24 protein-coding genes and 1 other annotated feature are annotated in these 26,013 nt (G+C 35.3%); of the genes, 2 read left to right on the top strand and 22 right to left on the bottom strand.

Annotated elements, in window-relative coordinates:
- Window positions 1-126: 126 nt before the first annotated feature.
- From CN601_RS06630 to spoIIQ, 4 genes are all read right to left on the bottom strand, one after another.
- Window positions 127-1,461 (bottom strand): UDP-glucose dehydrogenase family protein, encoded by a 1,335-nt coding sequence (locus tag CN601_RS06630; protein ID WP_098170542.1) that lies wholly within the window; start codon window positions 1,459-1,461, stop codon window positions 127-129.
- 631 nt (window positions 1,462-2,092) lie between these two features.
- Window positions 2,093-3,094, bottom strand: a complete 1,002-nt coding sequence (gene mreB / locus CN601_RS06625) for a rod shape-determining protein (RefSeq protein ID WP_098118906.1) — start codon at window positions 3,092-3,094, stop codon at window positions 2,093-2,095.
- A gap of 158 nt (window positions 3,095-3,252) precedes the next feature.
- Window positions 3,253-3,522 (bottom strand): sporulation transcriptional regulator SpoIIID, encoded by a 270-nt coding sequence (spoIIID, locus tag CN601_RS06620; RefSeq protein ID WP_025569002.1) that lies wholly within the window; start codon window positions 3,520-3,522, stop codon window positions 3,253-3,255.
- Window positions 3,523-3,801: 279 nt separating this feature from the next.
- Window positions 3,802-4,596, bottom strand: coding sequence for a stage II sporulation protein SpoIIQ (gene spoIIQ, locus CN601_RS06615; RefSeq protein WP_179865462.1), 795 nt, complete (start codon window positions 4,594-4,596; stop codon window positions 3,802-3,804).
- Between the two features lie 322 nt (window positions 4,597-4,918).
- Window positions 4,919-5,215: a binding site (T-box leader), on the top strand.
- Window positions 5,216-5,266: 51 nt separating this feature from the next.
- Between spoIIQ and CN601_RS06610 the strand changes: the two genes are divergently transcribed.
- Complete coding sequence (locus CN601_RS06610) at window positions 5,267-6,889, top strand: peptide ABC transporter substrate-binding protein (RefSeq protein WP_098170541.1); 1,623 nt, start codon at window positions 5,267-5,269, stop codon at window positions 6,887-6,889.
- Window positions 6,890-7,095: 206 nt separating this feature from the next.
- Here CN601_RS06610 and spoIID read toward each other — a convergent pair whose 3' ends face one another.
- From spoIID to CN601_RS06525, 17 genes are all read right to left on the bottom strand, one after another.
- The gene (gene spoIID / locus CN601_RS06605; protein ID WP_098118909.1) at window positions 7,096-8,109 is read right to left on the bottom strand and encodes a stage II sporulation protein D; all 1,014 of its coding nucleotides are present in this window, start codon (window positions 8,107-8,109) and stop codon (window positions 7,096-7,098) included.
- 278 nt (window positions 8,110-8,387) lie between these two features.
- Window positions 8,388-9,692, bottom strand: a complete 1,305-nt coding sequence (gene murA, locus CN601_RS06600; RefSeq protein WP_098118910.1) for a UDP-N-acetylglucosamine 1-carboxyvinyltransferase — start codon at window positions 9,690-9,692, stop codon at window positions 8,388-8,390.
- A gap of 32 nt (window positions 9,693-9,724) precedes the next feature.
- Window positions 9,725-10,444, bottom strand: a complete 720-nt coding sequence (locus CN601_RS06595) for a YwmB family TATA-box binding protein (protein WP_179865461.1) — start codon at window positions 10,442-10,444, stop codon at window positions 9,725-9,727.
- 82 nt (window positions 10,445-10,526) lie between these two features.
- Window positions 10,527-10,763: a DUF1146 family protein gene (locus tag CN601_RS06590; RefSeq protein ID WP_098170540.1), complete on the bottom strand. Its 237-nt coding sequence runs from the start codon at window positions 10,761-10,763 to the stop codon at window positions 10,527-10,529.
- 100 nt (window positions 10,764-10,863) lie between these two features.
- Complete coding sequence (gene nuoN, locus CN601_RS06585; protein WP_098170539.1) at window positions 10,864-12,360, bottom strand: NADH-quinone oxidoreductase subunit NuoN; 1,497 nt, start codon at window positions 12,358-12,360, stop codon at window positions 10,864-10,866.
- Between the two features lie 3 nt (window positions 12,361-12,363).
- The gene (locus CN601_RS06580; protein ID WP_098170538.1) at window positions 12,364-13,872 is read right to left on the bottom strand and encodes a complex I subunit 4 family protein; all 1,509 of its coding nucleotides are present in this window, start codon (window positions 13,870-13,872) and stop codon (window positions 12,364-12,366) included.
- On the bottom strand, window positions 13,869-15,725 hold the full coding sequence (gene nuoL / locus CN601_RS06575; RefSeq protein ID WP_098170537.1) for an NADH-quinone oxidoreductase subunit L: 1,857 nt from the start codon (window positions 15,723-15,725) through the stop codon (window positions 13,869-13,871). Before nuoL ends, CN601_RS06580 begins: the two co-directional genes overlap by 4 nt.
- A gap of 17 nt (window positions 15,726-15,742) precedes the next feature.
- On the bottom strand, window positions 15,743-16,057 hold the full coding sequence (nuoK, locus tag CN601_RS06570) for an NADH-quinone oxidoreductase subunit NuoK (RefSeq protein WP_098118916.1): 315 nt from the start codon (window positions 16,055-16,057) through the stop codon (window positions 15,743-15,745).
- Window positions 16,054-16,572, bottom strand: a complete 519-nt coding sequence (locus CN601_RS06565; RefSeq protein ID WP_098118917.1) for an NADH-quinone oxidoreductase subunit J — start codon at window positions 16,570-16,572, stop codon at window positions 16,054-16,056. The genes nuoK and CN601_RS06565 overlap by 4 nt, the downstream gene beginning before the upstream one ends.
- On the bottom strand, window positions 16,569-16,988 hold the full coding sequence (gene nuoI / locus CN601_RS06560) for an NADH-quinone oxidoreductase subunit NuoI (protein ID WP_098118918.1): 420 nt from the start codon (window positions 16,986-16,988) through the stop codon (window positions 16,569-16,571). The genes CN601_RS06565 and nuoI overlap by 4 nt, the downstream gene beginning before the upstream one ends.
- Window positions 16,989-17,019: 31 nt before the next feature.
- Entirely contained in the window at window positions 17,020-18,021 is a 1,002-nt protein-coding gene (gene nuoH, locus CN601_RS06555) for an NADH-quinone oxidoreductase subunit NuoH (protein ID WP_098118919.1), read from the bottom strand.
- Window positions 18,021-19,121, bottom strand: coding sequence for an NADH-quinone oxidoreductase subunit D (locus CN601_RS06550; protein ID WP_098170536.1), 1,101 nt, complete (start codon window positions 19,119-19,121; stop codon window positions 18,021-18,023). Before CN601_RS06550 ends, nuoH begins: the two co-directional genes overlap by 1 nt.
- An 8-nt stretch (window positions 19,122-19,129) precedes the next feature.
- Entirely contained in the window at window positions 19,130-20,440 is a 1,311-nt protein-coding gene (locus CN601_RS06545) for an NADH-quinone oxidoreductase subunit C (RefSeq protein WP_098170535.1), read from the bottom strand.
- Window positions 20,437-20,955 carry a NuoB/complex I 20 kDa subunit family protein gene (locus tag CN601_RS06540; RefSeq protein WP_088041662.1) on the bottom strand — a complete coding sequence of 173 codons (519 nt, stop codon included), beginning with the start codon at window positions 20,953-20,955 and terminating at the stop codon, window positions 20,437-20,439. The genes CN601_RS06545 and CN601_RS06540 overlap by 4 nt, the downstream gene beginning before the upstream one ends.
- On the bottom strand, window positions 20,946-21,314 hold the full coding sequence (locus CN601_RS06535; protein ID WP_056469320.1) for an NADH-quinone oxidoreductase subunit A: 369 nt from the start codon (window positions 21,312-21,314) through the stop codon (window positions 20,946-20,948). Before CN601_RS06535 ends, CN601_RS06540 begins: the two co-directional genes overlap by 10 nt.
- A 391-nt stretch (window positions 21,315-21,705) precedes the next feature.
- Window positions 21,706-23,478, bottom strand: a complete 1,773-nt coding sequence (locus tag CN601_RS06530) for a DHA2 family efflux MFS transporter permease subunit (protein WP_098170534.1) — start codon at window positions 23,476-23,478, stop codon at window positions 21,706-21,708.
- A 12-nt stretch (window positions 23,479-23,490) separates the two neighbouring features.
- Window positions 23,491-24,135 carry an HlyD family secretion protein gene (locus tag CN601_RS06525; RefSeq protein ID WP_373604959.1) on the bottom strand — a complete coding sequence of 215 codons (645 nt, stop codon included), beginning with the start codon at window positions 24,133-24,135 and terminating at the stop codon, window positions 23,491-23,493.
- Between the two features lie 226 nt (window positions 24,136-24,361).
- On the opposite strand from CN601_RS06525, the gene CN601_RS06520 reads away from it, so the two are divergent.
- Window positions 24,362-24,985 (top strand): TetR/AcrR family transcriptional regulator, encoded by a 624-nt coding sequence (locus CN601_RS06520; RefSeq protein WP_098170532.1) that lies wholly within the window; start codon window positions 24,362-24,364, stop codon window positions 24,983-24,985.
- On the opposite strand, the gene CN601_RS06515 is transcribed toward CN601_RS06520, so the two are convergent.
- Window positions 24,982-25,968: a nuclease-related domain-containing protein gene (locus CN601_RS06515; RefSeq protein WP_098170531.1), complete on the bottom strand. Its 987-nt coding sequence runs from the start codon at window positions 25,966-25,968 to the stop codon at window positions 24,982-24,984. The genes CN601_RS06520 and CN601_RS06515 overlap by 4 nt on opposite strands.
- Window positions 25,969-26,013 lie beyond the last annotated feature (45 nt).

The raw sequence follows: 26,013 nt of genomic DNA, 5'->3' as shown, positions 1-26,013 counted from the left end.
TAAACATATTTAATTTCCCACACTAGTTCGCTTGTGTTTTCGTGGTTTTGCCCTCACAGCACACCAAGTTATACAACTTTTTCAAAAGTCCTATACTCTCAGTTTTAAATGGTTAACCAATAAGCATTAAAATTTTCCTATAAGCTTAAACAAAGGATTTACAGCCTGTCGACCGATTGAGTAATAGTGAATATTCGTGTTTTTAATTCTATCTAGTTCAAAGCAATTACGTCCATCAATTATTAGTGGTACTTTCATAAATTCCTCATATAGTTGGAGATCGAATTGTAAGATTTCTTCCCACTCCGTCAAAATTAATGTAGCTTCTTTATCAAGAATGGCATGTTCAATATTTGTTGAATAGCTTATGGAGTTACCGAAAACCTTTCTTAACTCTGGTAAAGCACATGGATCATATACTGTAATTTTAGTATTTTCTTTCAAGAACTGATTAATTAAAGTAATCGATGGGGCATGTCGTATATCATTCGTATTTGGTTTAAAGCTAACTCCAAGCAATGAAATTTCTTTATTAGTCAAATCACCTAAAATAGATTTTGCTACTTCAAATAATTTCAGCTTCTGTTGGTCATTTATGGTAATGACTGATTTTAACAACTTTAAGTCTACACCAACTAACGCAGCCTCTTTCACTAAGGCAGTCGTATCCTTTGGAAAGCAAGATCCACCATATCCAATTCCCGCATTTAAAAACTTTGACCCAATCCTATGATCTAACCCAATTCCCCTTGCAACATGCTCAACATTAGCATCTAAATTTTCACAAACCATAGCAATCTCATTAATGAAACTGATTTTAGTAGCTAAAAAAGCATTCGAAGCATACTTAATCATCTCTGCACTTCTTACATCTGTTACATAAATAGGTTGGTTAAATGGTTTATATAATTCCTCAACCAATTCTGTCGCGGCTTGACTCTCTGAACCAATGATAATTCGATCTCCATTAAATAGATCGTATAAAGCAGACCCTTCCCTTAAAAACTCTGGGTTTGAGATGACGTCAATGTTTAAATGCTGTAGTGCATTTTCGTTCATAATTTCCTTAACAATCTCGTTCGTTCCAACAGGTACCGTGCTTTTAATGACAACCATAAGATTTCTTTTAGCATTCATTGCAATATCCTTTGCAACCACTTTTAAATAACTCAAATTCGCTGTTCCATCTGGAAGCTCTGGCGTCCCTACTGCAATAAATATGATATCTGCCTGACTATAAGCTACTTGATAATTTGTCGTAAACTTAATCCTCTTAAGTGATATATTTTCTACTAATGCTTCTTGCAAGCCTGGTTCAAAAATCGGACAAATACCTTTTTGGAGCAAATTAATTTTTTCATAGTCAATATCTACACATGTTACATTGTAACCAACTGTAGCAAATGAAACTCCTGTTGAAAGGCCAACATATCCCGTACCAGCAACAACAATGCGCGTCATGTTTCATCTCCATCCTATAAAAGTTCTATAAAGATAAAAAACACTTCTTATGTAAAATCTATATGTTTGTTAAATTTGCTTTTTAATTACGGTTTGTATTTCTATTGGTCTACTTTTAATTGAGGTTTATTTTTAATAACTTTTATTTCTATAAACTAGAAGTTTGAGAGCTTTAAGTCCTTAAAACATATGTATAAAGGGCCTAGCCAATTCTTGATTTACAATTTCTTTAATTTAATTTTATAAATGGCTATTTAATCAATAACATGATACATTCCTCTTCTCTATCGCAAGCATGGCTACCTTCTAGTTCGTATTAATTTTACAAAACCTAAACATTTTTATAACAAAAACGAATCTTCACTTTAAATTTAGACATAAGAAAAACCGGGCAGAAAACTGCCCGGTCCTTTTTTGCTTAGAGTACAGCCGCAAAAATACCACAGTTTTTAGAACCGTGGTACACTTCAAATTTCATCCTTCTTATCTTTATAAAGAAAACTCGCCAATCAGCGAAGTTGCACTGATAATTATAAAACTACATCGACTTTCCTTAATACATAAAAAGTGCACCCCAAATCTTAGACAATGTCTAACATTTGGGGTGCACTTCGGATAGGCTCAGAGATGTTTATTTTAAGTAACGGCTCGGAACCTTATCAATGTTTTCTAACATAATACCAGTACCAACTGCAACACATTGCATTGGGTCTTCAGCAATGAAAACAGGAACTCTTAATTCTTCAGCAAGTAAAGTATCTATTCCATGAAGTAACGCTCCGCCCCCAGTTAGAATAACTCCACGATCAATAATATCAGCTGATAATTCAGGTGGTGTACGTTCTAGTACTGTTTTTGCAGCTTGTACAATTAAGTAAACTGGTTCACTTAATGCTCTTTGAACTTCATCAGATTGTACAGTAATTGTACGAGGTAAACCAGTTACCATATCGCGACCACGGATATCGATTGTTTCATTTCTAGCACCAGGGAAAACAGTACCTACTTCAATTTTAATTTGCTCTGCAGTACGTTCTCCAATAAGCAGTTTGTATTCACGCTTGATATAGTTTAAAATCTCCATATCAAACTTGTCCCCTGCCATTTTAATTGAAGAGGCGGTGACGATATCTCCCATCGATAAGACAGCGACATCGGTTGTCCCACCGCCAATATCAATTACCATGTTACCACTTGGTTGGAATATATCCATTCCAGCTCCGATTGCAGCAACCTTTGGCTCTTCTTCAAGATAAACTTGTTTACCACCGCTCTTTTCAGCAGCTTCACGAATTGCTTTTTGTTCAACAGATGTGATGTTTGTTGGACAACAAATCAAAATACGCGGTTTTGACATAAAACCTTTTACATCTAATTTATTTATAAAATGACGTAGCATTGCTTCAGTAATATCAAAGTCAGCAATTACCCCATCTTTCAATGGACGAATTGCAACGATATTACCAGGTGTACGCCCTACCATGCGGCTAGCTTCTTCACCTACTGCTAATACCTTACCGCTACTACGCTCTATTGCAACTACAGAAGGCTCGTTTAAAACGATTCCTTTACCTTTTACATGTATTAAGACATTGGCTGTACCAAGATCTATTCCGATATCCTTAGAAAACATTCCTTTTGGCTCCTCCTTATTCACTATACTCATGAGCAGTTCCCCGAATACGTTCCATACCAAAATATAATTTTACCATAAACAACTGCTTTTAGTAATTAATTATTTGTGAATAGGAGGTTAAATATTTCTAATTTTGTTTTCAAGGCTCAGAAACATTATTTCGTTACTTTTTCAACGTCTTCTTTTTGATACTTTTGCTTTGTAGCCTCTCCACCGCGTAAGTGACGAATTGATTTGTGATAGTCCAATATTTCTTTAACTTCATTTGCCAAATCTGGATTTATTTCCGGAAGGCGTTCTGTTAAATCTTTGTGTACTGTACTTTTTGATACTCCAAACTCTTTAGCTATTACGCGTACGGTTTTCTTCGTCTCCACGATATATTTCCCAATCTTGATCGTTCTCTCTTTGATGTAATCGTGCACACTACTCTCCTCCTCTAAATGGATGTGAGAAGCGTGAAATGAGACTCGTTTTGACTGACTTAGCTGCTTTTTTTCCTGCTCTGACTGACCTGCTGAGTTACACTTATTTTGACTAGGTAGAAAATCCACGATCCCTCACCTCAAACACCTCTTTGATGGGTTTATAACATTGTATTAGGGAAAGTTTCTAACTATGCACAATTATCAGAAAAAAACAAGTGCCCAACACATATGGGGTTTGATTCCCATGTGTTAGGCACTTTGTGAAATGATTAATTATTATCGTGAATTATCAGTTGGGTCTGAATCTGTATTAGATGAATCGCCTTGAGTATCATCTGAAACATTTCCAGAAGTATTCATTGTACTAGAATCTTTAGCTTCACTTTTAGTCCCTTCAGAACTAATGATTGAAGATACTTCTTGTCCTTGGTATTTCTCTGGATTAATTGCTACACCATCTTTACGTAATTCATAATGAACATGAATGCCACTTTCTTTACCGATTATAGCAGTACCAGCAGTTCCAAGTACTTGACCTTGTGAAACAGTAGTTCCTGGTTCAACACTAACAGATTTTAAACTTTGGTAGTATGAAACTAATCCATTACCACTTTCTACTACAACTACATAACCTAACTGAGCATCTTTTTGAGCTTTTGTTACAGTACCGCTAAGAGCTGCAGTTACATCAAATTCTTTTCCATCATTTGCAACTAAATCCATACCAGTATTGATCGTAAAAGTATTACTATCCATTTGAATTAAAGATGCTTGTTGCTCATCTTTTGACGCTGAGTCATCATAGTAGTGACTTTTAACTTGAACTTCTTTATCCTTCGCAACTGGGTAAGTTAATTTTTCCTCTGGCTGTGAAGTTGGAATTGCATCTGGCTCTCTTGTATCAACAGTAGTTCCAGTTTTTGTTGGAGTTGGAGCATTACTGTATTGGTACCATAACGCACCCGTTAAAATTACTGCTGCACTTACTAAATAAATTGCTGGTACTACCCAACGCTTTCTTAACATCTTAACAACCTTTTGAGAAGTTTTTTTGTTTTGTTCCTCTCTCATCCTTATCACCTCTGCAATCATTGTCAACAGATTCCAGAAATTATATACGCAATTTAGAAAATTTTAGTTCGACAAAATTCTTATTTTTCCACACAATTTGAAAACAATCCACAATTTATTATAAAAATATTAACAAATGAAAGCGATTTATCCACAATTCCACAACGGTTATACACAATAATTGTGGATAAGTTAATAAATTCAATTATGAATATGAAAAAATATTTTTCTTGCATTTTTCTTTTTTACAAAATATAATCACACTACAAGCTTGTACGATGTATTAAAAACTTAAACTTAAAAATTAATTCAGTCATTATATATTTTTGCGTTGATGAAGAAGAGTAGATTATATGGATGTTTCAGAGAGCTGACGGTTGGTGCAAGTCAGTACGGACATATTTTTGAATGGGCTTCTGAGCACCCAAACCGAACCCTTAATTGTGCAGTAGGCTTTGGCGGACGTCTCACCGATAAAAGGGACGGGTATTCAAACACATGTTTCGATACTGCTTTTTGTCACAAGGTAGTTCATTGCATTTGTTTTGATACTGCAAAGTGAGTCTAAAAACGGTTTTAGGCTAATTAAGGTGGCACCACGGGAGTCCTCGTCCTTTTTATAAGGCGGGGACTCTTTTTTTGTACCCAAAAATTAAGGAGAGAAGATAAAATGAAATTTACTAAGAAAAGCTTCGCATCAATTACTTTATTACTTACATTGGCACTAGCAGGCTGTGGACAACAGTCAAATCAGACTGCCAGCAAATCAAATGATCATACATTACACCTAATGGATACTTCAGATATCGTTAGCCTTGATAGTTCATTAGCCTTAGACGGTCCATCGTTAAATGCACTTAATAGTGTTATGGAAGGTCTTTATATGCCAAATGAAAAAGGAGAATATGTTCCAGCAGCAGCTTCGTCTTATAAAGTTAGTGCGGATGGAAAAGTTTATACTTTCACTTTAAGAGATGCTAAATATTCGAATGGTGATCCTGTAACTGCACAAGATTTTGTTTTTGCAATGAAGCGTGCAGTTGACCCAAATACAAAAGCTCAATTTGCATACGATTTATATGATATTGAAAATGCAAAAGAAATTAACCAAGGAAAACTGCCTGTGGATAACCTTGGGGTAACTGCAATAGATAAAAAAACATTACAAATTAAACTAGATCGCCCTATTCCTTATTTCATTCAATTAACCAGTTTACCAATGTACTTCCCACTTAATGAAAAATTCGTTAAAGAGCAAGGTAGTAAATATGGTCTAGAAGCAAATACCACTTTATATAATGGCCCTTACGTTGTAAGTAAATGGAATCATGAAGTTGGATTTACAATGACTAAAAACCCTCAATACTATGATAAAAAGAACGTATCTGTGGATAAAATTGACGTTAAGATTATGAAAGAAACTTCGACAGCTGTTAATCTATATGAAACTGGCGAACTCGATCAAGCAATTATTGATTCTAGCGTAATCGATCGTTATAAAGGTAATAAAGAGTTAAATAAACTAGCAATGCCAATCGTGTCTTATATTAGCTTTAATCAGAAGAATCCATTACTAGCAAATCAAAAAATGCGTAAAGCTATTGCTAACGGCTTTAATAAAGAGGATATTAGTACAACACTATTAAATGATGGTTCAATTCCTACAGACCGAATCATCCCTAAAGGTTTAGTAAAAAGCTCAAAAGGTGTAGATTTCGTTAGCACAACATCTCACCCATCTACAGTTAATTTAGAAAAAGCAAAGTCACTTTTTAAAGAGGCATTAAAAGAGAGTGGTAAATCAAAAGCTAGTATTTCATTACTAGTTAGCGATAGTAATACTTCACGCAAAATCGGTGAATATCTTAAAGCACAATTAGAAACAAACTTAAAAGGTTTAACAGTTAATATTACTGTTATGCCTGCACAGCAAAAATTCGAATTACGCCAACAAGGAAACTATGATCTATCATTAGATACATGGGGTGCTGACTATCCAGATCCTACAACTTATTTAGAGTTATTCACATCTAAATCAGCTTTAAATGTATTAAACTATAAAAACAAACAATATGATGAATTCTTACAGAAAGCTAACACAGTAAGTCTACAAAATGAAACTGAAAGAACCCAGCTTCTTCATAAAGCAGAAGACACTTTACTAAATGACGCTGCTATTGCTCCTGTCTATCAAGCAGGATATGTTTACTTGCAAAAGCCTAACGTAACAAATATAAAAGTTCGTCCATTTGTAGGCTATTTTTATTATAAGTATGCAAACAAGCAAGGATAAAAATTACGAAGACCGCTACGGTTAGACCTGAATTACTACAATTCCATTCGTAGACTTCATTAAATTAAATGACTCTGCAAGAACAATCTTATACCATATCCCCCTCTAATTAGACTAATTTTAGTTTAATTAGAGGGGTTTTTAATTAAATGCAAAAAAAACGGACCCAAAGAGTCCATTTTTAATCCTGCCTATTTATCTATCCGTCAAAGCTTCCCTAATGCTTCGTAATCGTTCTTACTCAGCTTCTGAATAGCTATTCCCTTGTAATAGTACTTAACAATCTCATCATATGTTTTACCTTGTTTTGCGAGTTCATTTGCTCCGTATTGACTCATGCCAACTCCGTGTCCAAAGCCTTTTGTTGTGATGATGATTTCGTCGCCCTTACGCTCCCATGTAAAGTCTGTTGAACGTAGGTTCAGCTTTTCTCGGATTTCTTTACCAGTTAGCGTTTTATTTCCAAACATTACTTTTGCCACACGTTTACTTTGTGTTCTTGATGTTACTTTCCCTATGTCGGACTTATTAATTTTAACATTAAGTTTATTTTCGAAGTCGCTTATGGAGAATGCTACTGTAGAAATATAGTCAGGTGCAATAGAATCCCATGGGCTTGGTACGCTTTTTAAGTATGGTACACTACTGCTCCAATATTCTTCTGAGTTTTCTGTGTAGCCATTACTTGAAGAGAAGAATGATGCTGTAATAGGTTGTCCATCGTATGTTAATATTTGTCCTTCAGTGGCTTTTACTGCTTTTTCTATTTTTGCTATGCTTACATCGTAATTAGATCCAAATCTTTTCTTTAAATCATCACGGTCCTGAAAGACTTGGAATTGAACAGTATCATCTACTATTCCACCTTCTTCAAGCGGCTTACCTTCTTTTAATCTCTTGATAATAAATGTTCTTGCACTTAAGCTTTGTGCTTTTAATGCTTCTGGTTCAAATTTTGCAGGCATTTCTGAAGCCACAACACCTAAAACATATTCCTCGATTGGTAATTTTTCAACTTTTTGTGTTTTCGTTCTAAAAACAGAGATACTTAAATTATCATCTTTGTTCGCTGCTGCAACTTGATTTGCTTTTTTCTGTAGCTGATCAACCAACCTACCGTCTGTATGGCTATGAAATGGTAGAACAAGTAATGTTGGGATAATAATAACGACTGAGCAAGTAGTTAATCCTGCAGTGACCAATGTTTTAAATGACTTCATATTTTCCTCCTATCCATTCCTAAACAACTTTATATGACAATTTTCAACTAATTGCCCTTTCTAAAGATAATTTATGCAGATGGACAAGCATTTAGAACAATATCGATCTGTTTTCAAATTAAATTATTCTAATTAAATATATTATTTTTTTCTTATTTTTAGAATATTTTATACGGTTTCCGTCTATAACTGATAGTAGAAAGTTGCATGAGAATGCAAAAATGCCCGACTCTATGTGGGGTAACACAAAGTGCCAGGCATTTGAATTGTTTTTTAGTTTACGCTTGTAAGTCTTTAAGTGTTTCTTCCTCTACCGCTGTGCTTGGTTCGTTTACACGTTCAATGTCCGCTCCAAGTGCAGCAAGCTTTTCATGGAAATTAACATATCCACGATCTAAATGTTTTAATTCAGTAACGCGAGTATATCCATCTACAACAAGACCAGCAAGGATTAGTGATGCAGCAGCACGTAAATCGGTAGCAGCTACTTCTGCGCCTTGTAGATCATTTGGTCCATGAATAATCGTTGATCGACCTTCAATTTTAATATTTGCATTCATGCGACGGAATTCTTCAACGTGCATGAAACGATTTTCGAATACTGTTTCAGTAATCATGCCTGTTCCAGTAGCTTTTAATAGAAGTGCCATCATTTGTGATTGCATATCTGTTGGGAAGCCTGGATGAGGCATCGTTTTGATGTCTACAGGTTTTAAATTGTCAGTACCAATTACACGAAGACCTTCTTCTTCTTCGATAATCGTTACACCCATTTCACGCATTTTAGCTACAACTGAGCTTAAATGTTCAGGAACTGCATTTTCAATTAATACATTTCCATTCGTAATCGCCGCAGCTACCATAAAAGTTCCTGCTTCAATACGGTCTGGAATAATATGATGAGTTGTACCAAATAGTGTTGGCACACCTTCAATTCGAATAGTGCCTGTTCCAGCACCTCGAACTTTACCACCCATTGAATTAATGAAGTTTGCTAAGTCAACAATTTCAGGTTCCTTTGCAGCATTTTCAAGAATTGTCGTTCCATCAGCAAGCGCTGCTGCAGACATGATGTTTTCTGTTGCACCCACACTTGGGAAATCTAAATAGATTTTTGCCCCTTTTAAACGACCGTTTGATTTTGCCTCTACAAAACCATTACCAACCGTAATTTGAGCTCCCATTGCTTCAAAGCCCTTTAAGTGTTGTTCAATTGGTCTAGATCCAATTGCACATCCACCTGGTAAAGCAACACGCGCATGACCATTTCTAGCTAAAAGTGGTCCCATTACAAGAATTGATGCTCGCATTTTGCGAACATATTCAAATGGTGCTTCAACAAATAAATCTTTTGAAGCGTCAACTGTTACTGTATTATTTTCGAACTCAACCTCTGTATTTAAATTACGAAGAACTTCGTTAATCGTATAAACGTCAGATAGAGTTGGTACGTCATGAATTATATTTTTTCCTTCACTAGCTAGTAGCGCTGCAGCAAGAACTGGTAAGACAGCATTTTTTGCACCTTCTACACGAACTGTGCCTTGAAGCTGTTTCCCGCCACGGACAATGATTTTATCCAAACTTTTCCCCTCCGTGTCCTAAAATAGATCTATCAATATTCTACTGTTATAATCGGTGTTCCAAGAATAATTGTCGTTGATTTATCAACATTGTTTTCACGAATTGCAATTTGTAAATTTATTTTTTTGCCATTTGCAACCAAAGCGTCATTCCACTGTTCAGTATATGCTGAAACAGAGACGAATGCCCCTTCTTTTATTTCTTCAATTTCTGTTGCTTTGAAAGTCCCCAAAAAATCATTTTTTATACCCTGCAAAACACCTTCAAGTTTACCACCCATTGTCCCCTTTATACAAGTAAAAATAGTAGGTTCCTTACTAAAAATATTTTCCATTGAATTCTTTATAAGACTTTTTGTTTCTTTTTCAGCGTGTTGGTCCCATTTAGTCCCACTCAGTTCATAAATTACATAGCTGCTATTACTGCTAGTAGATGTTACCACAATTCTTTCTGTGATTGACTTATGGTTAAATGTACCAATTATTTTATTACCATTATCTGTATAAGTCCATTTAAAATTTTTAAATTTTTCTTTATAATCACCGATTATTTTAGTCACTGAAGTATTCATTTTAGCTTCTCGTGCATACAAATTCCAACTTGTAACCGAAATGTCTTTTTTATTTAATACATCTGCAAAACGGTTCAATTGGCCTACTCCCGTGTCAGCCATACCGATTTTACCCCAATTAAAAAATAATACCGTAGCAAAAGTAATCATCATTATAAATAAATAGATCGTTTTTTTCATAAAAAATCCCCTCTCTCTTACCTCCATTTTTCACAGGTAAAGAGGGGTTTATACGGTGTTTTATAACATACTTTTTGACAAATTATTTCAATAAATATGAAATGTTTTTTGCATATTGAAGGTAGTCTAAGAAGAAACTACTTACAGTAGAAGAAATTGTAATTGTTAATAACACCATAAAAAGTCGAATTTGGGCGACATGACCTTTTTTCATAATACTTTCCCATTTAATTGCGGTTATTGCCCACCAAGTTAAAATAATGAAAAGTAAATGGACAATAATTGCTAATGCCGCTTCTGTCCCAACTAAAGCTTCCATTTTTATGCCCTCTTTTCGTTCGATCTTTTAAATAATTTTGTTCTTAATTGCAAATTAAAAAGTGTAGGAATAATCCTACACTTTTTAATCTAAGTTTATTTTACGCCATAAAGAAATCTTTCACAATGTCTAGCTTATGAAATAAATCTAAAGCTAAAGATGGTTTAATACCTAATACAATCGTTAAGACTGCACAAACTATAACAACGAAAAGATGTGTCTTTGGCAATACTATTTTACGTTCTTCACCACTTCTAAAAAATATATTTTGAAGGATGCCAAAATAGTAAAAGTAAGATACAACTGTAGTTAAAAGTAAAATTCCACCTAATATGAAATATCCTTTTTCCAGGACAAAAGCCCCCATGAAAATATTTAACTTTCCAATAAATCCTGCAGTTAATGGTATCCCTGCTAACGATAAAACGAAAATTGACATGATAACCGCTAAAAATGGATTTGTTTTACCTAGACCAGCAAATGAGGAAAGTGAATCTGATCCTCTTTGTTGTTGTACATTATAAACAATTGTTAAAATTCCGATTGTCATAAATGTATAAGCCAATAAGTAGAACCAAATACTCTCAAACATGAATAGGGAAATACTTACAAACGCAACTAGAACATATCCTCCATGTGCAATACCTGAGTATGCAAGTATTCGTTTTAGACTGCTTTGTTTTAAAGCAATTGTATTACCTATTATCATTGATAGCGCGGCTAACGTAGCAATAACCGGCTGCATTACTTCAAATACTGATTTATGTTCCTTCGTCAATAACGCACCTGTAAAGATCACTAAGAAAATGCGTAGTACGATGATAAATCCACCTGTTTTTGAAACAGTAGCTAAAAATGCTGTTACTGGAGTTGGAGCACCCTCATAAACATCTGGTGCCCACATATGGAATGGTACAGATGCAAGTTTAAATGATAATCCAACAAACACTAGAACGAATGCTAGAATTAATAAAAATTCATTACTACTCGGTACTCCTTGAGAAAGCAACGCATGCATTTCTGAAATGTTAGTCGTACCTGTTAAGCCGTAAGTATAGCTTAAACCGAATAATGTGATTGCCGTCGAAATACCACCGTTAATTACATACTTGAGTGCAGCCTCTGAAGAACCTTCTCTTCTCTTTTGAATCCCAACTAAAATGTAAGATGAGATTGAAAGTAGCTCCAGTCCAACAAATAATGTAATTAAATCGCTACTTGAAGCCATATACATCGCGCCAATTAAGGCAGTTATAAATAACGTATAGTATTCTGATCGCTCTGCAATTGTTTTATCTCCTAAAGCAAGTAATAAGACTAAGATTGCTCCAATTAATAAAACAGATTTAAATAGTAGCCCAAACGAGTCTAGTTTGAAAGATCCGGCTAATAGACTTGTATGTTTATGCGAATATAGTGTGATTAACCATACAAATGAACCAACAACGCTAAGTAAGCCAATCCAACCGACTATTTTACGATTTACATTTTTAGGTAGTAAAAGCTCAAGGATTAATAGAAGAAGCGCAGCAGCTACTAGAATAATCTCAGGACCCATAGTTCCCCATTGAAAATCAGATAATGCTTTCCATGTCATCTTCTATACACCTCTAATCCCTTGAATGATAAAATCCACTGATGACACGATCATATTATTTACGAATGCTGGGTATACACCAAGCAGGACAATCGCAAGGACCAAAATAACTGATGCGATTGCTTCGCGTTTTGATAGATCAGTGAATGATGAAATAAAGTCACTATTTTTACCGAAGCATAATTGTAAAATTGCTCTTAAAATATATGCTGCAGTTAAAATGATACCTAATGTACCAACTGTTGCAATTGCTTTATGACTTTGGAATAGACCAACAAATGACAACCATTCCCCCACGAAACCTGATAGGCCAGGTAAACCTAGAGATGCCATACCACCAAAAAGTAATAATCCAGCTAATCTAGGAGTTAATTTTGATAACCCAGAAATACGATCAAAGCTAGTAGAATCACCTCGGTTTTCTAGCATACCAACTATTAAGAATAGTAATGCTGCAATTAAACCGTGAGATACTGATTGCAAAATAGCTCCTTGAATTCCGGCACTATTCATCGCCGCTAATCCAATTATTACAATCCCCATATGCGAGAAACTTGAGTAAGCCAATACAGAACGTAATTCCTTTTGAATTAAAGCAATATAAGCTCCATAAAGTAAATTAATTACACCAATAATCGCAAGAGCAGTCGACATTTTGTCAAATTGCTCTGGAAAAATACCTAATGCAAAACGAATTAAACCGTAAGTTCCAATTTTTAAAAGGATCCCAGCGTGAATGATTACAACAGCAGGATTTGCTTGAGTATGTACATTCACCATCCATCGATGGAACGGGAATAACGGTAGTTTAATTGCGAATGAGATTAATAAACAAACTAATAAAACCATTTTTAAATGATCTGAAATTGGGCTAAGTGTCTGTTGGCCCGACGGAATAATATTTGCTAACACTGCATAATTAGTTGTGCCAGTGCGAGCAAACAGAACAGCTATAACAAATAATAAGAACGCAGAACCTAATCCGTTGTAAATTAAGAATTGGTAACCCGCACGCTCACTATCATATCGGCCCCATTTTCCAATTAAGAAGAACATCGGAACTAGCGTTAATTCAAAGAATAAGAAGAATAACACTAAGTTCTGAGCTGTAAATACCCCAAACATCCCTACTTGTAGGATGAATAATAATTGGTAAAAGCCTTTTGAGCCTTTATTAATTGAATAACCTGCTATTACAGCGATTAATGAGATTATACCAGTTAGTAAAATCATAACTAATGATAAACCATCTACGCCAAGTTCAAATTTTACTTGAAACAATCTAGTCGAACCAGCAAAGATTTTTCCAAACGAGAACCAATCGTATGAAATATTCCAGTCTTTTAAACTAGAATGATTATGACCTGCTATATATGCAAGAATTGTAATAGCGAATGATAAAACTGAAGTCGCTAATGCCCAAAGCTTATAAGAATTTTTTGGAGCGAAAGAAACTAGTAATAATCCTAATAAAGGTGAGAAAACAACCCATAATAAGAAACTCGACATCATAAGTTGTACCCCCCTGTCACAACGATTGCTAGTAAAATTAGTGCTAGACCAAGTAGTGTAATAAATCCATAAGTTTGAACTTGACCACTTTGAAGTCTTGAACCAATTCCACCGATACTACTTACAATTCCTTTTACTAAAACTGCAAGCCCTTCAATTACAAAACGCTCAATTACAAACATTACATGCCCGATTGCAAACATACCCTTTACGATCGTTACGCTATATAATTCGTCTACATAATATTTATTAAGAAGAATTTCATGGAATAATCCGTTTTCTTCTTGATTAGTTTGTTGAGGCTTTCTTCCATACATATTGTAAGCAAGTGTAATACCCGCTAAAGAAACAAGAGTTGCTACAATCATAATCCAAACCGGTTCATGACTATGTTCAGTGATTTTAAATGGAACACCATCTAATAAAAAGTCATTTAAGTGGCGTCCAAAGAATGGTGTATTAATATAACCCGCAAAAATTGCAAGGATACCTAATAGTGACATTGGAATAACCATTGACTTCGGTGATTCGTGTGCACCTTTTGTTTTTTCTTCACCAGTGAAAACTAAGAAGAATAAGCGGAACATATAGAAAGAAGTAAAGAATGCTGCAACTAAAGCGACAACGAATAAAACGTAATTTCCATGTTCCCAAGTTGCTGCTATAATCTCATCCTTACTAAAGAAACCAGATAGTAACGGTACACCTGTAATCGCTAAAGTACCGATTAGAAATAGTGCAGATGTCCACTTCATTTTGTGACGTAATCCACCCATTTTAAAGATGTCTTGAGTGTGTACTGCGTGAATTACACTACCTGCAGCTAAGAATAATAAAGCTTTAAAGAATGCATGCGTAGTTAAGTGGAAGATACTTGCTGTATATCCCCCAACACCTAATGAAAGCATCATATAACCTAATTGGCTGACTGTAGAATAGGCAAGCACTCGCTTTATATCTCTTTGTACTAGACCAATACTTGCTGCAAAAATAGCAGTAAATCCTCCAACAATCGCAACAACAGTTAGAGCAGTTCCACTAGCGATAAAAATTGGATAAGTAGTCGCAACTAAGTAAACACCGGCTGCTACCATCGTTGCTGCGTGGATTAATGCAGAAACTGGTGTCGGACCTTCCATCGCATCAGGAAGCCATGTGTGAAGTGGGAACTGACCTGATTTCCCCATTGCCCCAACGAATATTAAAATGGCAATAAGTGTTAACATACCAGTACTCACTTGTCCTCCTTGGATTACATGGAAGATTTGATCGAAGTCAAAGCTCTTTGTTTTCCAAAATAAAAGGACCATCCCAATAAATAAACCAACGTCCCCTATTCTAGTCATAATGAACGCTTTTTTAGCTGCTGCTTTTGCTTCTTCTTTGTAGAAGTAGAAACCAACAAGTAAAAATGATCCTAGACCTACTAACTCCCAGAATACATAAAGTTGTAGAATACTAGGTGAAATGACAAGTGCTAGCATCGCAAATGTGAATAAACCTAAATATGCAAAGAATACCGTAATACGGTCGTCGTCTTCCATATAAGCAGTAGAATAAATATGTACTAATGTACTAACAAACGTAACAATTACTAACATTAACGAATTTAGTGCATTTACTACATATCCAACGTGAATATCGACATTACCAATTGTTAACCAAGTGTATAATTTCTGCACTGTATCCCCTTGTAGACGGTCAAATAAGACGAACAAGGAGATGATGAATGAGATTCCTGTTAAAGTTGCCCCTAAAATCCCACTACCTTTCTTTCCTTTTGTACCAGCTAATATTAGGATTAGAAACGAAATTAGCGGAAGTACCGGAACAAGCCAAGCATACTGCATCATCAAATTCCACCTCCTAATTATCTTTTCAATGAATCAGCTTCATCGATATTGACTGTCTGACGATGACGATACCATGCAATTAAAATTGCAACGCCCACTGCAGCTTCAGCAGCCGCAACTGAGATCGTAAATAATGAGAAAATTTGTCCAGTTAAAGACGGTGCCACACCAAGTTTACTGAATGCCACTAAATTAATATTTGCAGCATTTAACATTAACTCGATACAAATTAACACGATTACTGTGTTTCGCTTTGTTAGTGCACCATATAAACCGATACAAAATAATATAAGCGCTAAAAGAAGATAAGCATTAATTGGAACTGAAGTCATTCCTTCGTACCCTCCTCTTTTGAATCATCTGATTTTGCTAAAATAATCGCACCTACTAAAGCAATTAGTAATAATACAGACATTACTTCAAATGGTACGATGTGATTTGAAAATAATTGTAATCCAATATTTTTCGTATTGTTTGTTGCTAAATCAACATCTGATGCATCGATTGAAAGACCGTTTACACCTAAAAACATAACAACTCCAAATGCAACAATACCAACAAATGCAGCAATATTTCTCCAATTTCTTTTTGGCTTTTCACTTTCAATATCATGCTTTGTTAACATGATTCCAAAAATCATTAAGATCGTTACTGCACCTGAATAAATAAGAATTTGAACAACCGCCACAAATTCCGCTGATAAGAGAACATAAATCCCTGCAATACTAATGAATGTTAATACAAGTGAAAGCATCATGTGCATTACTTTCGTTGAGTTTAACATCATTACTCCGCCTAATATGGCTGCTAAAGAAAGAAGAAAGAAAGCAACTACAAAACCACTCATGCTTTATTCTCCTTTCGAATGTTTTGATCATTTTCATCAAGCCATTGAAGGTCTTTAAACAACTCATCACGTGAATACTCTGCAAGCTCAAAGTTATTCGTCATAATAATCGCTTCTGTAGGACAAACCTCTGTACATAAATCACATAAAATACAAATTTCGAAATTGATATCGTATGTGTCGATAATTTTTCCTTTTTTCGCAGGATCAGGATGCTTTTTCCCAGTTAATGTAATACAGTCTGTTGGACAGATTGCCGAACATTGGTTACAAACAATACATTTTTCTGGATAAAACTTTTGAATACCACGAAAGCGATCTGGTAACGGAATCGGCTGATTTGGATAATCATATGTTACTTTCTCGCGCGTTAAATTTTGAAGAGTATACTTTAATCCTTTTACTAACCCAATCATGACTCACACCCCTTTAGATTGGTCGATTTGTTTAGAAGAATAAGCTTTTTACTAAAGCAGTTATTAAAATATTAGCTAATGAAACTGGTAACAGTACTTTCCAACCGAACTCCATTAATTGGTCAGCTCGTAAACGTGGGAACGTTACACGGAACCAAATTAATAAGTATAAAATCACACTAAATTTTAAAGAGAACCAAACAGCTCCAGGAATAAAGTCTAGACCTGCAATCGGCTTCCATCCACCTAAGAATAGAATTGTAATTAATGAACACATTGCAAAGAAATATACATATTCCGAAAGCATAAAGAACGCCCAACGGAAACCTGAAAACTCTGTATGATAACCTGCAACTAACTCTGATTCTGCTTCAGGTAAGTCAAAAGGTGTACGATTTAATTCAGCAACTGCTGCAATTAAGAAAACGATAAAAGCAATCGGCTGAGTTACAATGAACCATACATTGTCTTGAGCATTAACAATATCATTTAAATTTAAGCTTCCTGTTAATAGGATTACACCTAATACACTCATTACTAACGGAATTTCATATGAAATCATTTGTGCTGCTGCACGCATACCACCGATTAGTGAGTATTTGTTATTCGATGCCCAACCTGCTGTAACAACACCAACAGTTGTTAACCCTGAAACGGCAATATAATAAAGTAACCCGACACCAATATCAGCAAACTGCAAATTTTCTGTAAAAGGTAGTGTTGCTAATACCATAAACGCTGGTGCAAATGCGATGACTGGAGCTAAAATAAATAATGGTTTATCTGCTGCTTTTGGAATAGTATCTTCTTTTAAAAGAAGTTTTAATACGTCAGCAACAGTTTGTAGTAAACCAAATCGTCCACCAACTTGGTTCGGACCAATACGTCCTTGCATGAATCCCATTACTTTACGTTCTGACAGAATACCAAACGTAACGAAACCTAAAACTACAAATAGAAAAATAACGCCTAAACCTAAATAGATGAGAAAATTAATCCAAGACGGTGTACTTTGTAGAAGATTTTCTATCATTATCCGTCTACCTCCCCAAGTACAATATCAATGCCACCTAAAATAGTAATTAAGTTTGCGATGTTTTCACCTTTTAATAGCTTTGGAAGAATTTGCAGGTTATAAAAAGATGGTCGTCTAAACTTCAAACGATACGGCTCTTTTTTTCCATCACTCGCAATATAGCAACCAATTTCTCCACGTGGTGACTCGATTCTTACGTATCCTTCACCTTTAGGAGCTTTAATGATTTTAGGAACTTTTGCTAAAATATCACCTTCAGCAGGGAATTGTTCAACAGCTTGTTCTAAAATCTTTAATGACTCTTCAATCTCTAGCATTCTGCACATATAACGATCCCATGCATCTCCAACCGTTCCTACTGGTACATCGAAATCAAAACGGTCGTAAATAGAATATGGAACATCTTTTCGTAGGTCGTATTTAACGCCCGTACAACGTAGATTAGCACCACTTAGTGAGAAGTTAATCGCATCTTCTTGTGAATATGCACCGATGCCTTTTACACGATTAATAAAAATTTCATTACCTGAAACTAAATCATGATAACCCTTTAGCTGCTCTCTCATATAAGGAATGAATTCTCTTACTTTTTCAATCCATCCATCTGGAGCATCCCACTTAACTCCACCAACACGCATATAGTTAAAAGTAAGTCTCGCCCCACATAATTCATTTAATAGATTGATAATCATTTCACGCTCTCGGAAAGCATAAAGGAATGGACTAACTGCCCCAATATCTAGAAGATTTGTACCCCACCAAACTAAGTGACTAGCAACTCGACCTAGCTCCATTGAGATTACACGTAAATATTCCGCGCGGTCTGGAACTTTAATATCCATCATTGTTTCAACAGCATGGCAGAGAACATAGTTATTTGTCATTGCCGATAGATAGTCCATACGGTCTGTATAAGGAATAATCTGTGTATATTGAAGATTTTCAGCGATTTTTTCTGTACCTCGGTGTAGATAACCGATGACTGGCGTCGCCTCTTTAATGATCTCTCCATCAATCTTTAACACAAGACGAAATACACCGTGTGTACTAGGATGCTGAGGACCGACATTTAATAGCATTTCTTCAGTACGAATCATGGCTTATCCTACACCCCCTCGTCAAATTGAACATAATCTTTTCTAAGTGGGTAGCCAACCCAAGTTTCCGGCAGTAAAATACGTTCCAATTTTGGATGTCCTTCAAACTGAATGCCTAGTAGATCATATGTCTCACGCTCCGGCCAGTTTGCCCCTTCCCAAATTGGAGTAATACTATCGACAATCGGCTGATTGCGATCTGCTCTAACTTTTAAAGCGATTCCATGTTTACGTTTATATGAATAGATGTAAGAGTAAACCTCCATGTACTCAACAAAATCAGTTCCATGTAATCCAGATAAATAAGTAAATTGAAGCTCGTCATTATTTTTTAAGTATTCTGCCACTTTATAATAAACATCTTTTTTGATTGTAAAAGTTGGATCATGTTTAGAAAGTGTATTGATTGTTGCTTCCTCAATCACTTCAGCACCAAACTCTTTTTCAATTAATGCCTTTACTTCATCCAATAATGGTTGATTATGAGAAGCTTTTGCTTCTTCAGCTGGAGCCTCAGTAGCACCGCCTGATTTTGCTTTGGCTTTTAATGCTGCCGCTGCTTTCGCCTTCGCAACTGCAATTGCCTTTGCTTTCGCTTTTGCCGCGTCATCGTCAGAACCAGCACTTGCTGTGTCTTCTCCGCCAGCTGCTTTTTGTTTTGCCAATGCTGCTGCCTTCGCTTTTGCTGCTGCTACTGCTTTTGCCTTCGCCGCTGCAATTGCTTTCGCTTTTTCATCATCTGCACCGTCTGATGGAGCTTCTCCACCTTCAGCTGCTTTTTGTTTAGCTAATGCCGCTGCCTTCGCCTTTGCCGCCGCTACTGCTTTTGCTTTTGCCAATGCTAAAGCTTTTGCTTTTTCATCTTCTGAAGCTGGTTCTTCTGCTTGCTCCCCTGCTTCTGCTGCTTTTTGTTTTGCGATTGCTGCTGCCTTCGCCTTTGCTGCCGCTACTGCTTTTGCTTTCGCCAATGCTAGAGCTTTTGCCTTTTCATCTTCTGAAGCTGGTTCTTCTGCTTGCTCCCCTGCTTCTGCTGCTTTTTGTTTTGCGATTGCTGCTGCCTTTGCCTTCGCTGCTGCAACAGCTTTTGCTTTCGCTAGTGCAAGTGCTTTCGCTTTTTCATCTTCAGTTGTTGTTTCTTCTTGTTTTATTTGATTTTCATCGGCTGGCTTTTCAACTAAAGAAGCTTCTTCTTTCTGGACACCATTGTTATCAGCGCCTTCTTTTTCCGCCTTTAACTGTTCCATTTTTCGTCTAGCTGCTTCTTTCGCCCTCTCAGCCGCTTCTTTCTTTAGTTGTTCTTTAGACTTATCTTCACTCATTTATTCGTCACCTGCTTTCCAGTTTTAGCCTCGTAACGAATCTTCTCTTTTAATTTATTAATACCGTAAATTAACGCAGCTGGATTCGGAGGACAACCAGGAATATAAACGTCTACAGGAATGATTTGGTCAACCCCTTTAACGACTGCATACGAGTTAACGTATGGTCCACCAGCAGTTGCACATGAACCCATTGCAATTACCCATTTAGGCTCAGGCATTTGGTCATATAAGCGTTTCACAATTGGAGCCATCTTTTTCGTAACAGTTCCAGAAACAATCATACAGTCAGATTGACGAGGAGAAGTACGGAAAAACGATCCAAAACGGTCTAAATCATAATGTGATGAACCTACACCCATCATTTCGATTGCACAACAAGCTAACCCGAATGTTAATGGCCATAACGAGTTACTCCTTGCCCATGCCTTCACTTCTTCCAAAGTAGTGAAGAAAATATTTTTTTGGAGTTCCTCCATCTCAGCAACAGAAATTCCATCTAGCTTCATAACCATTTCAACACCTTCTTCTTCCAAGCATAAATAAGTCCCAACAGTAACATAAGGATAAAGATAATCATCTCCACAAATGCAAAAAGTCCTAATTGATCATATGCTACAGCCCACGGATATAAGAAAACAGTTTCAACATCAAAAATAACGAATAATAGTGCAAATATGTAATACCCAGCGTGGAAACGAACCTTCGCATCATGGAATGGTTCAATACCACTTTCATACGTCGTTGCCTTCGCTTCAGTTGGTACGTTTGGTCTTAAAATTTTCCCTATCACTGAAAGTGCAACAACTGGAAGCGCTATCCCAATAACTAGAAACACGACTACGATCACGTAATTATTTAAATAAGCATTCACGAAACTTGTCCCTCCCCTAACTACAGAGCTCTACATTATATACTTATTATAAATATAATGTATTTTTCATTAATTTTTACTATTCAGTTTTGTAATCGTATCCATTATAACAAATGTGACAAAAACGTGTCGATATTTATTGCCATTAATCCTAAAATTGATAATATAGTTGGAAAATAAATTCCATTATTCTCTAATAATCATTAATGTACGCCGTTCTAATAGATTTCTAATGTTTTAGCCACTGTTTCTGATATCGAAAACTTTATATCAGTATAGGAGTTATCCACAAATCCACAGAAAGTTATTCACAATTTCCACAAATTAAAAAATAGTGATAATTGTCGAAGAAAAAAAATAAACCAACTCAAAAAATTGAGTTGGTTTATTTTTAAGATGCAATCGTTTCTGAAGATTGCTTATTTTGATTTTTAGATTTAGGTTGTGCAAACTTTCTACTTTTTGTACTTCCCATAAAAAATGAAAGAACTAAAGCAATACCAGATAATGCAGTTGCGAAAATAAATGCATCATTAATACCGTTAATTGATGCTAATTTAGAAGCCTGACTATAAAGTGACGTAACTGCTAACGCACCACCCTGTGCAGAACTTACTCCAGCCGCGCCCGCTAACTGCGCGCCTGTGTGATGAACCCAATCCATAATGAAGGAATTCGTTGAAGTCACTTCATTTGAAAAGTCCGCCAAATGGTTTGTCGTTTGAGTCGTCATAATTGTAACAAGGATTGCCGTACCTACCGATCCAGCCACTTGTCGCAAAGTATTTTGAGTTGCAGTACCATGAGTAATCATCTTAACTGGCAACTTATTTAAACCAGCAGTCATGATTGGCATCATAATAAATGACATACCAAATGAACGTAGTGTATAGAAAAACATAATTTTTAAATATGGTGTATCAATAGACAATTTTGTGAACTCATAAGTTGTAAAAGTCATAATAAGCAGTCCAAAAATCGCTAAAGGACGGATTCCATATTTATCGAATAATTTACCCGTAAGAGGTCCAAGTGCACCCATAATTAATGAACCAGGTAGCAATAATAAACCTGCTTTAATTGGCGTAAAACCACGGATGTTTTGTAAATATAGAGGTAATAAAATCATCCCTCCATATAAAGCTGTTGTAACGATTAAATTAATTAATAATGTGTAAGAAAAAGAAAAGGATTTAAATACTTTTAAGTTAATTAATGGTTGTTTTGCCGTTAATTCTCTCCACACAAATAATCCTAAGCTTATAAACGCAATCACTAATGATAGGACTACCTCTGTGCTACCCCAGCCTTCATTACCAGCTTCACTGAAACCATATAATAAACTACCAAATCCAAGTGACGAACTTAGCACTCCCAAAATATCTAAAGTTGGGAATGAACGTTTACGTGAAATACGGAACCAAGCATTAGCTAGAATGATTGCAATGACACCAAACACAGCCATTCCATAGAATAAGAAATGCCAAGAATAATCTTGAACAACATAACCAGTTATTGTTGGACCAATAGCTGGTGCCAGGATCATTGCGATCCCCATTAATCCCATTGCAGCTCCACGCTTTTCAGGTGGGAAAATCGTCATAAAGATATTCATACCAAGAGGCATTAATATACCTGCTCCGACCGCTTGTACTACGCGCCCAACCATCATAATTGGGAAATTACCTGAAAGAGCACAAATAATTGAACCAACCGTAAAGGCAATCATCGAAAAGATAAATAACTTTCGATAAGTAAATGTTTCAACTAAATAGGCACTAACTGGAATTAAGATACCATTTACTAACATAAATCCAGTAGATAGCCATTGTGCAGTCGAAGTTGTAACATTAAAATCAGCCATCAACTTCGGTAAAGCAACATTTATTAATGTTTGATTTAAAATAGACACGAACATCCCTAGTAACAGCACCGTCAAAACTTTCCCCATACTAAAGCTTTGCTTTTCATTCGATTCAGTTGGGGCTGGTTTCTTTTTAACTTCTTCAGATTTTTCTATTTTAGTTAATTCTTCTTTTTGAACTGTTTCTTTTCTTTGATCTATTTTTGGACTATTTTCTTTATTTCTTAAAGCAATTCGGTTAATAATAAAGAAAACAATTAAGCAAAACCCTCCATATGCTATGATCATTCCAGTAGACATCGAAATTCCTCCTTACTTATGGATACGAACAGAAGCATTCATTCCTGGAACAATTTCAAATGACTTGTTATGATCTAAAGAAATTCTTACTGGGACAACCTGTTCCACTTTCGTATAATTTGCATTAGAATTTCCAGAAGGTAGTAAACTAAATGTATTAGCAGTAGTTAAACCAACAGACTCTACAGTTCCTGTTAATGTAGTATCCGGATATGCATCAACATACACATCAACTTCTTGTCCTTTTTTCACATCTTCTACTTGAGTCTCTTTAATATTTGCTGTAACCCAAAGATTATCTAAGTTATATGCATAACCAAGAGTTGAACCTGCAGCAACTAATTGATCTTTAATTGCATTTGTTTGAACAATAGTAGCGTTCGTTGGCACTGAAACCGAAACTTCATGAGCTGTGTCACCAGCAGCTTGAGGTGCAGTTAAAACTTTACCAATTGATTGGTTTGGTGAAAATGTTTTACCAAATGAACCTGACCATGAATCAAGCTTACCGGCAGCAGGAGATGAAATAACAATTTGTTGTCCATCTATTTTTGCATTATCCGTTTTTATATAACTCGTAGATTGATCATAATAGTAATAACCGACAAATCCACCAGCAACTAATATGACTAAAGTAATTATGTTAACAAACACCATTTTCTTCATGTTCCCCATAAATAAAATCCTCCTAATTTTTAATCGTTTCTCTCTATATAGGTAACAAAAGTAAAACAACACATTGTCGTTTTACTTCTCATAGTTTTTAATTATAATTGATTTAGAAACGTACTCAACCGTTAATAATCTTATTTTTGTTGTTTAAACAACACTTTAGTAATTCATTGTTTATTTTATTAAAGTTATTTAATAAAGGAGTTTTAAAATGTCCATAAAAAATAATCTCGACCCCCGCGTCGTTCGAACTAGACAACTTTTACAAGATGCACTAATTAATCTACTAGCTGATAATAAAGACTTCGAATCAATCAGCGTTCAAGATATCACAAAAAAAGCAAACGTTAACAGAGCAACATTTTATAGCCATTACGAAGACAAATACCAAATGGTACGACAAATTGTTAGAGAAAAACTTATTGATTTAGACAAAGCAATGAAAAATGTTAATTTCAGTATGTATGACGGAAACCAGAATAATCTTGAAGAGATGACCCTGCAATCTTACTACCATCTATTCGAACATGTCGAAAAAAACAGCTACTTCTACAAAGTCCTGCTTAGAAGACAAGGACCAAATCTATTTAGAAGAAGACTTTACGATGTACTAGCAACAGCATTCGAAACAGGCATCAAATTCATTCAACCAAAAAAGAATAAATTCCAAGTACCTAGCGACCTGCTAGTAAGTTATATTTCCGGCGCAACTCTAAGCGTAATCTCATTCTGGGTTGAAAATGACATGCCCTACTCAAAAAAACACATGGCAGAGTATTTACTAAAAATCTCAAGAAACGGAATCTTACCGACTGCAGGACTGGAAAATATTTAATAAGAAGATTGTTGAGATAACTCGTCTAAATAGTGGGTTTTGTCCTTTTTTGTTCCTGAGGTTGTGAGGTTTAGTTTTGATAGGAGTCTTGAAGCGTTATAGATAGAGGGAATATGAAGAAAGTCTCTAGCTTGTTTATTTTTTATCGTGTTTCCAATTAATAAAAGATAATCAACCAATGCACCTATATGTGCTTCTTTTGAGTCATGTAGGCAATAGTTGCAAATCCAATTTCCTTTATCACGCTCCATAGTAAACTGACTACAATTAGAACAAAGTACTCCAGTAAGAAGTTCAGCACTACTAATATTGTACTTGTCTAATATATTTTGATCTAAAAGCTGGTGTTGTTTTATTAATAGTTTAGCTAACTTCCTTATTTCTTTTTGAGTATAAAGATCTGTTTTAAAATTTAACTCTAGTTCTTCAACCTTTTTATAAAGTAACTCTGAGTGAAAAACTTTTTTAGCAATTTCACTTTGATTTATAGACGCTTTTATTATCGTTTTTGGATTGCTTACAACAACATACGGTATGACACATAAATTTTTAAAATTATGCTTTCGAAGCCATTCAGAAAGTTGTCTTTTTTGCCTTTCAACTTGAATAATAGGATTTGTAAAAGACTCTTCTTTTCCATCGATAATGCGAATAAATTGATTAAAGGTTTGATCAAAATACAATGTACCAATTAAATTCTTTACTTCAATAATAATTAGCAAACGCGGTGTGATAATAATCGTATCAATTTGAAAAAAGTGTTTAAAACCATCTACTAGTCTGAGATCGTGCAAAATAATACTACTTTCTTTTGGAAAAAAACTTAAATGATAGTCTAAGGACTTTTCACCGTGATACCCTGCTTTGTACTTGAAGAGATCTTCCTCAATTCTTGTCCATTGTGGATGATCATTAGGTAACCTTCTTAAAAGCGCTTCTAACTTTTTAATAATCAGTGGTACAGTTCGTTCTTTTAAAATCATCAAAAATCACCTCTCTTGGATTTCTTTTCTTTATTCAAGTTTTTT

The organism is Bacillus sp. AFS017336, assembly GCF_002555445.1.
GTDB lineage: Bacteria > Bacillota > Bacilli > Bacillales > Bacillaceae_G > Gottfriedia.
The sequence above is the reverse complement of the archived record's forward strand: the minus strand, read 5'-3'. Positions and strand labels throughout refer to the sequence as shown.

Coding starts and splice junctions, on each gene's coding strand:
- CN601_RS06630 (WP_098170542.1), bottom strand. CDS start 1,461: ATGACGCGCATTGTTGTTGCTGGTACGGGATATGTTGGCCTTTCAACA.
- mreB (WP_098118906.1), bottom strand. CDS start 3,094: ATGTTTTCTAAGGATATCGGAATAGATCTTGGTACAGCCAATGTCTTA.
- spoIIQ (WP_179865462.1), bottom strand. CDS start 4,596: ATGAGAGAGGAACAAAACAAAAAAACTTCTCAAAAGGTTGTTAAGATG.
- CN601_RS06610 (WP_098170541.1), top strand. CDS start 5,267: ATGAAATTTACTAAGAAAAGCTTCGCATCAATTACTTTATTACTTACA.
- spoIID (WP_098118909.1), bottom strand. CDS start 8,109: ATGAAGTCATTTAAAACATTGGTCACTGCAGGATTAACTACTTGCTCA.
- CN601_RS06595 (WP_179865461.1), bottom strand. CDS start 10,444: ATGAAAAAAACGATCTATTTATTTATAATGATGATTACTTTTGCTACG.
- CN601_RS06590 (WP_098170540.1), bottom strand. CDS start 10,763: ATGGAAGCTTTAGTTGGGACAGAAGCGGCATTAGCAATTATTGTCCAT.
- nuoN (WP_098170539.1), bottom strand. CDS start 12,360: ATGACATGGAAAGCATTATCTGATTTTCAATGGGGAACTATGGGTCCT.
- CN601_RS06580 (WP_098170538.1), bottom strand. CDS start 13,872: ATGATGTCGAGTTTCTTATTATGGGTTGTTTTCTCACCTTTATTAGGA.
- nuoL (WP_098170537.1), bottom strand. CDS start 15,725: ATGATGCAGTATGCTTGGCTTGTTCCGGTACTTCCGCTAATTTCGTTT.
- nuoK (WP_098118916.1), bottom strand. CDS start 16,057: ATGACTTCAGTTCCAATTAATGCTTATCTTCTTTTAGCGCTTATATTA.
- CN601_RS06565 (WP_098118917.1), bottom strand. CDS start 16,572: ATGAGTGGTTTTGTAGTTGCTTTCTTTCTTCTTTCTTTAGCAGCCATA.
- nuoI (WP_098118918.1), bottom strand. CDS start 16,988: ATGATTGGGTTAGTAAAAGGATTAAAGTATACTCTTCAAAATTTAACG.
- nuoH (WP_098118919.1), bottom strand. CDS start 18,021: ATGATAGAAAATCTTCTACAAAGTACACCGTCTTGGATTAATTTTCTC.
- CN601_RS06550 (WP_098170536.1), bottom strand. CDS start 19,121: ATGATTCGTACTGAAGAAATGCTATTAAATGTCGGTCCTCAGCATCCT.
- CN601_RS06545 (WP_098170535.1), bottom strand. CDS start 20,440: ATGAGTGAAGATAAGTCTAAAGAACAACTAAAGAAAGAAGCGGCTGAG.
- CN601_RS06540 (WP_088041662.1), bottom strand. CDS start 20,955: ATGGTTATGAAGCTAGATGGAATTTCTGTTGCTGAGATGGAGGAACTC.
- CN601_RS06530 (WP_098170534.1), bottom strand. CDS start 23,478: ATGTCTACTGGAATGATCATAGCATATGGAGGGTTTTGCTTAATTGTT.
- CN601_RS06525 (WP_373604959.1), bottom strand. CDS start 24,135: ATGGTGTTTGTTAACATAATTACTTTAGTCATATTAGTTGCTGGTGGA.
- CN601_RS06520 (WP_098170532.1), top strand. CDS start 24,362: ATGTCCATAAAAAATAATCTCGACCCCCGCGTCGTTCGAACTAGACAA.
- CN601_RS06515 (WP_098170531.1), bottom strand. CDS start 25,968: ATGATTTTAAAAGAACGAACTGTACCACTGATTATTAAAAAGTTAGAA.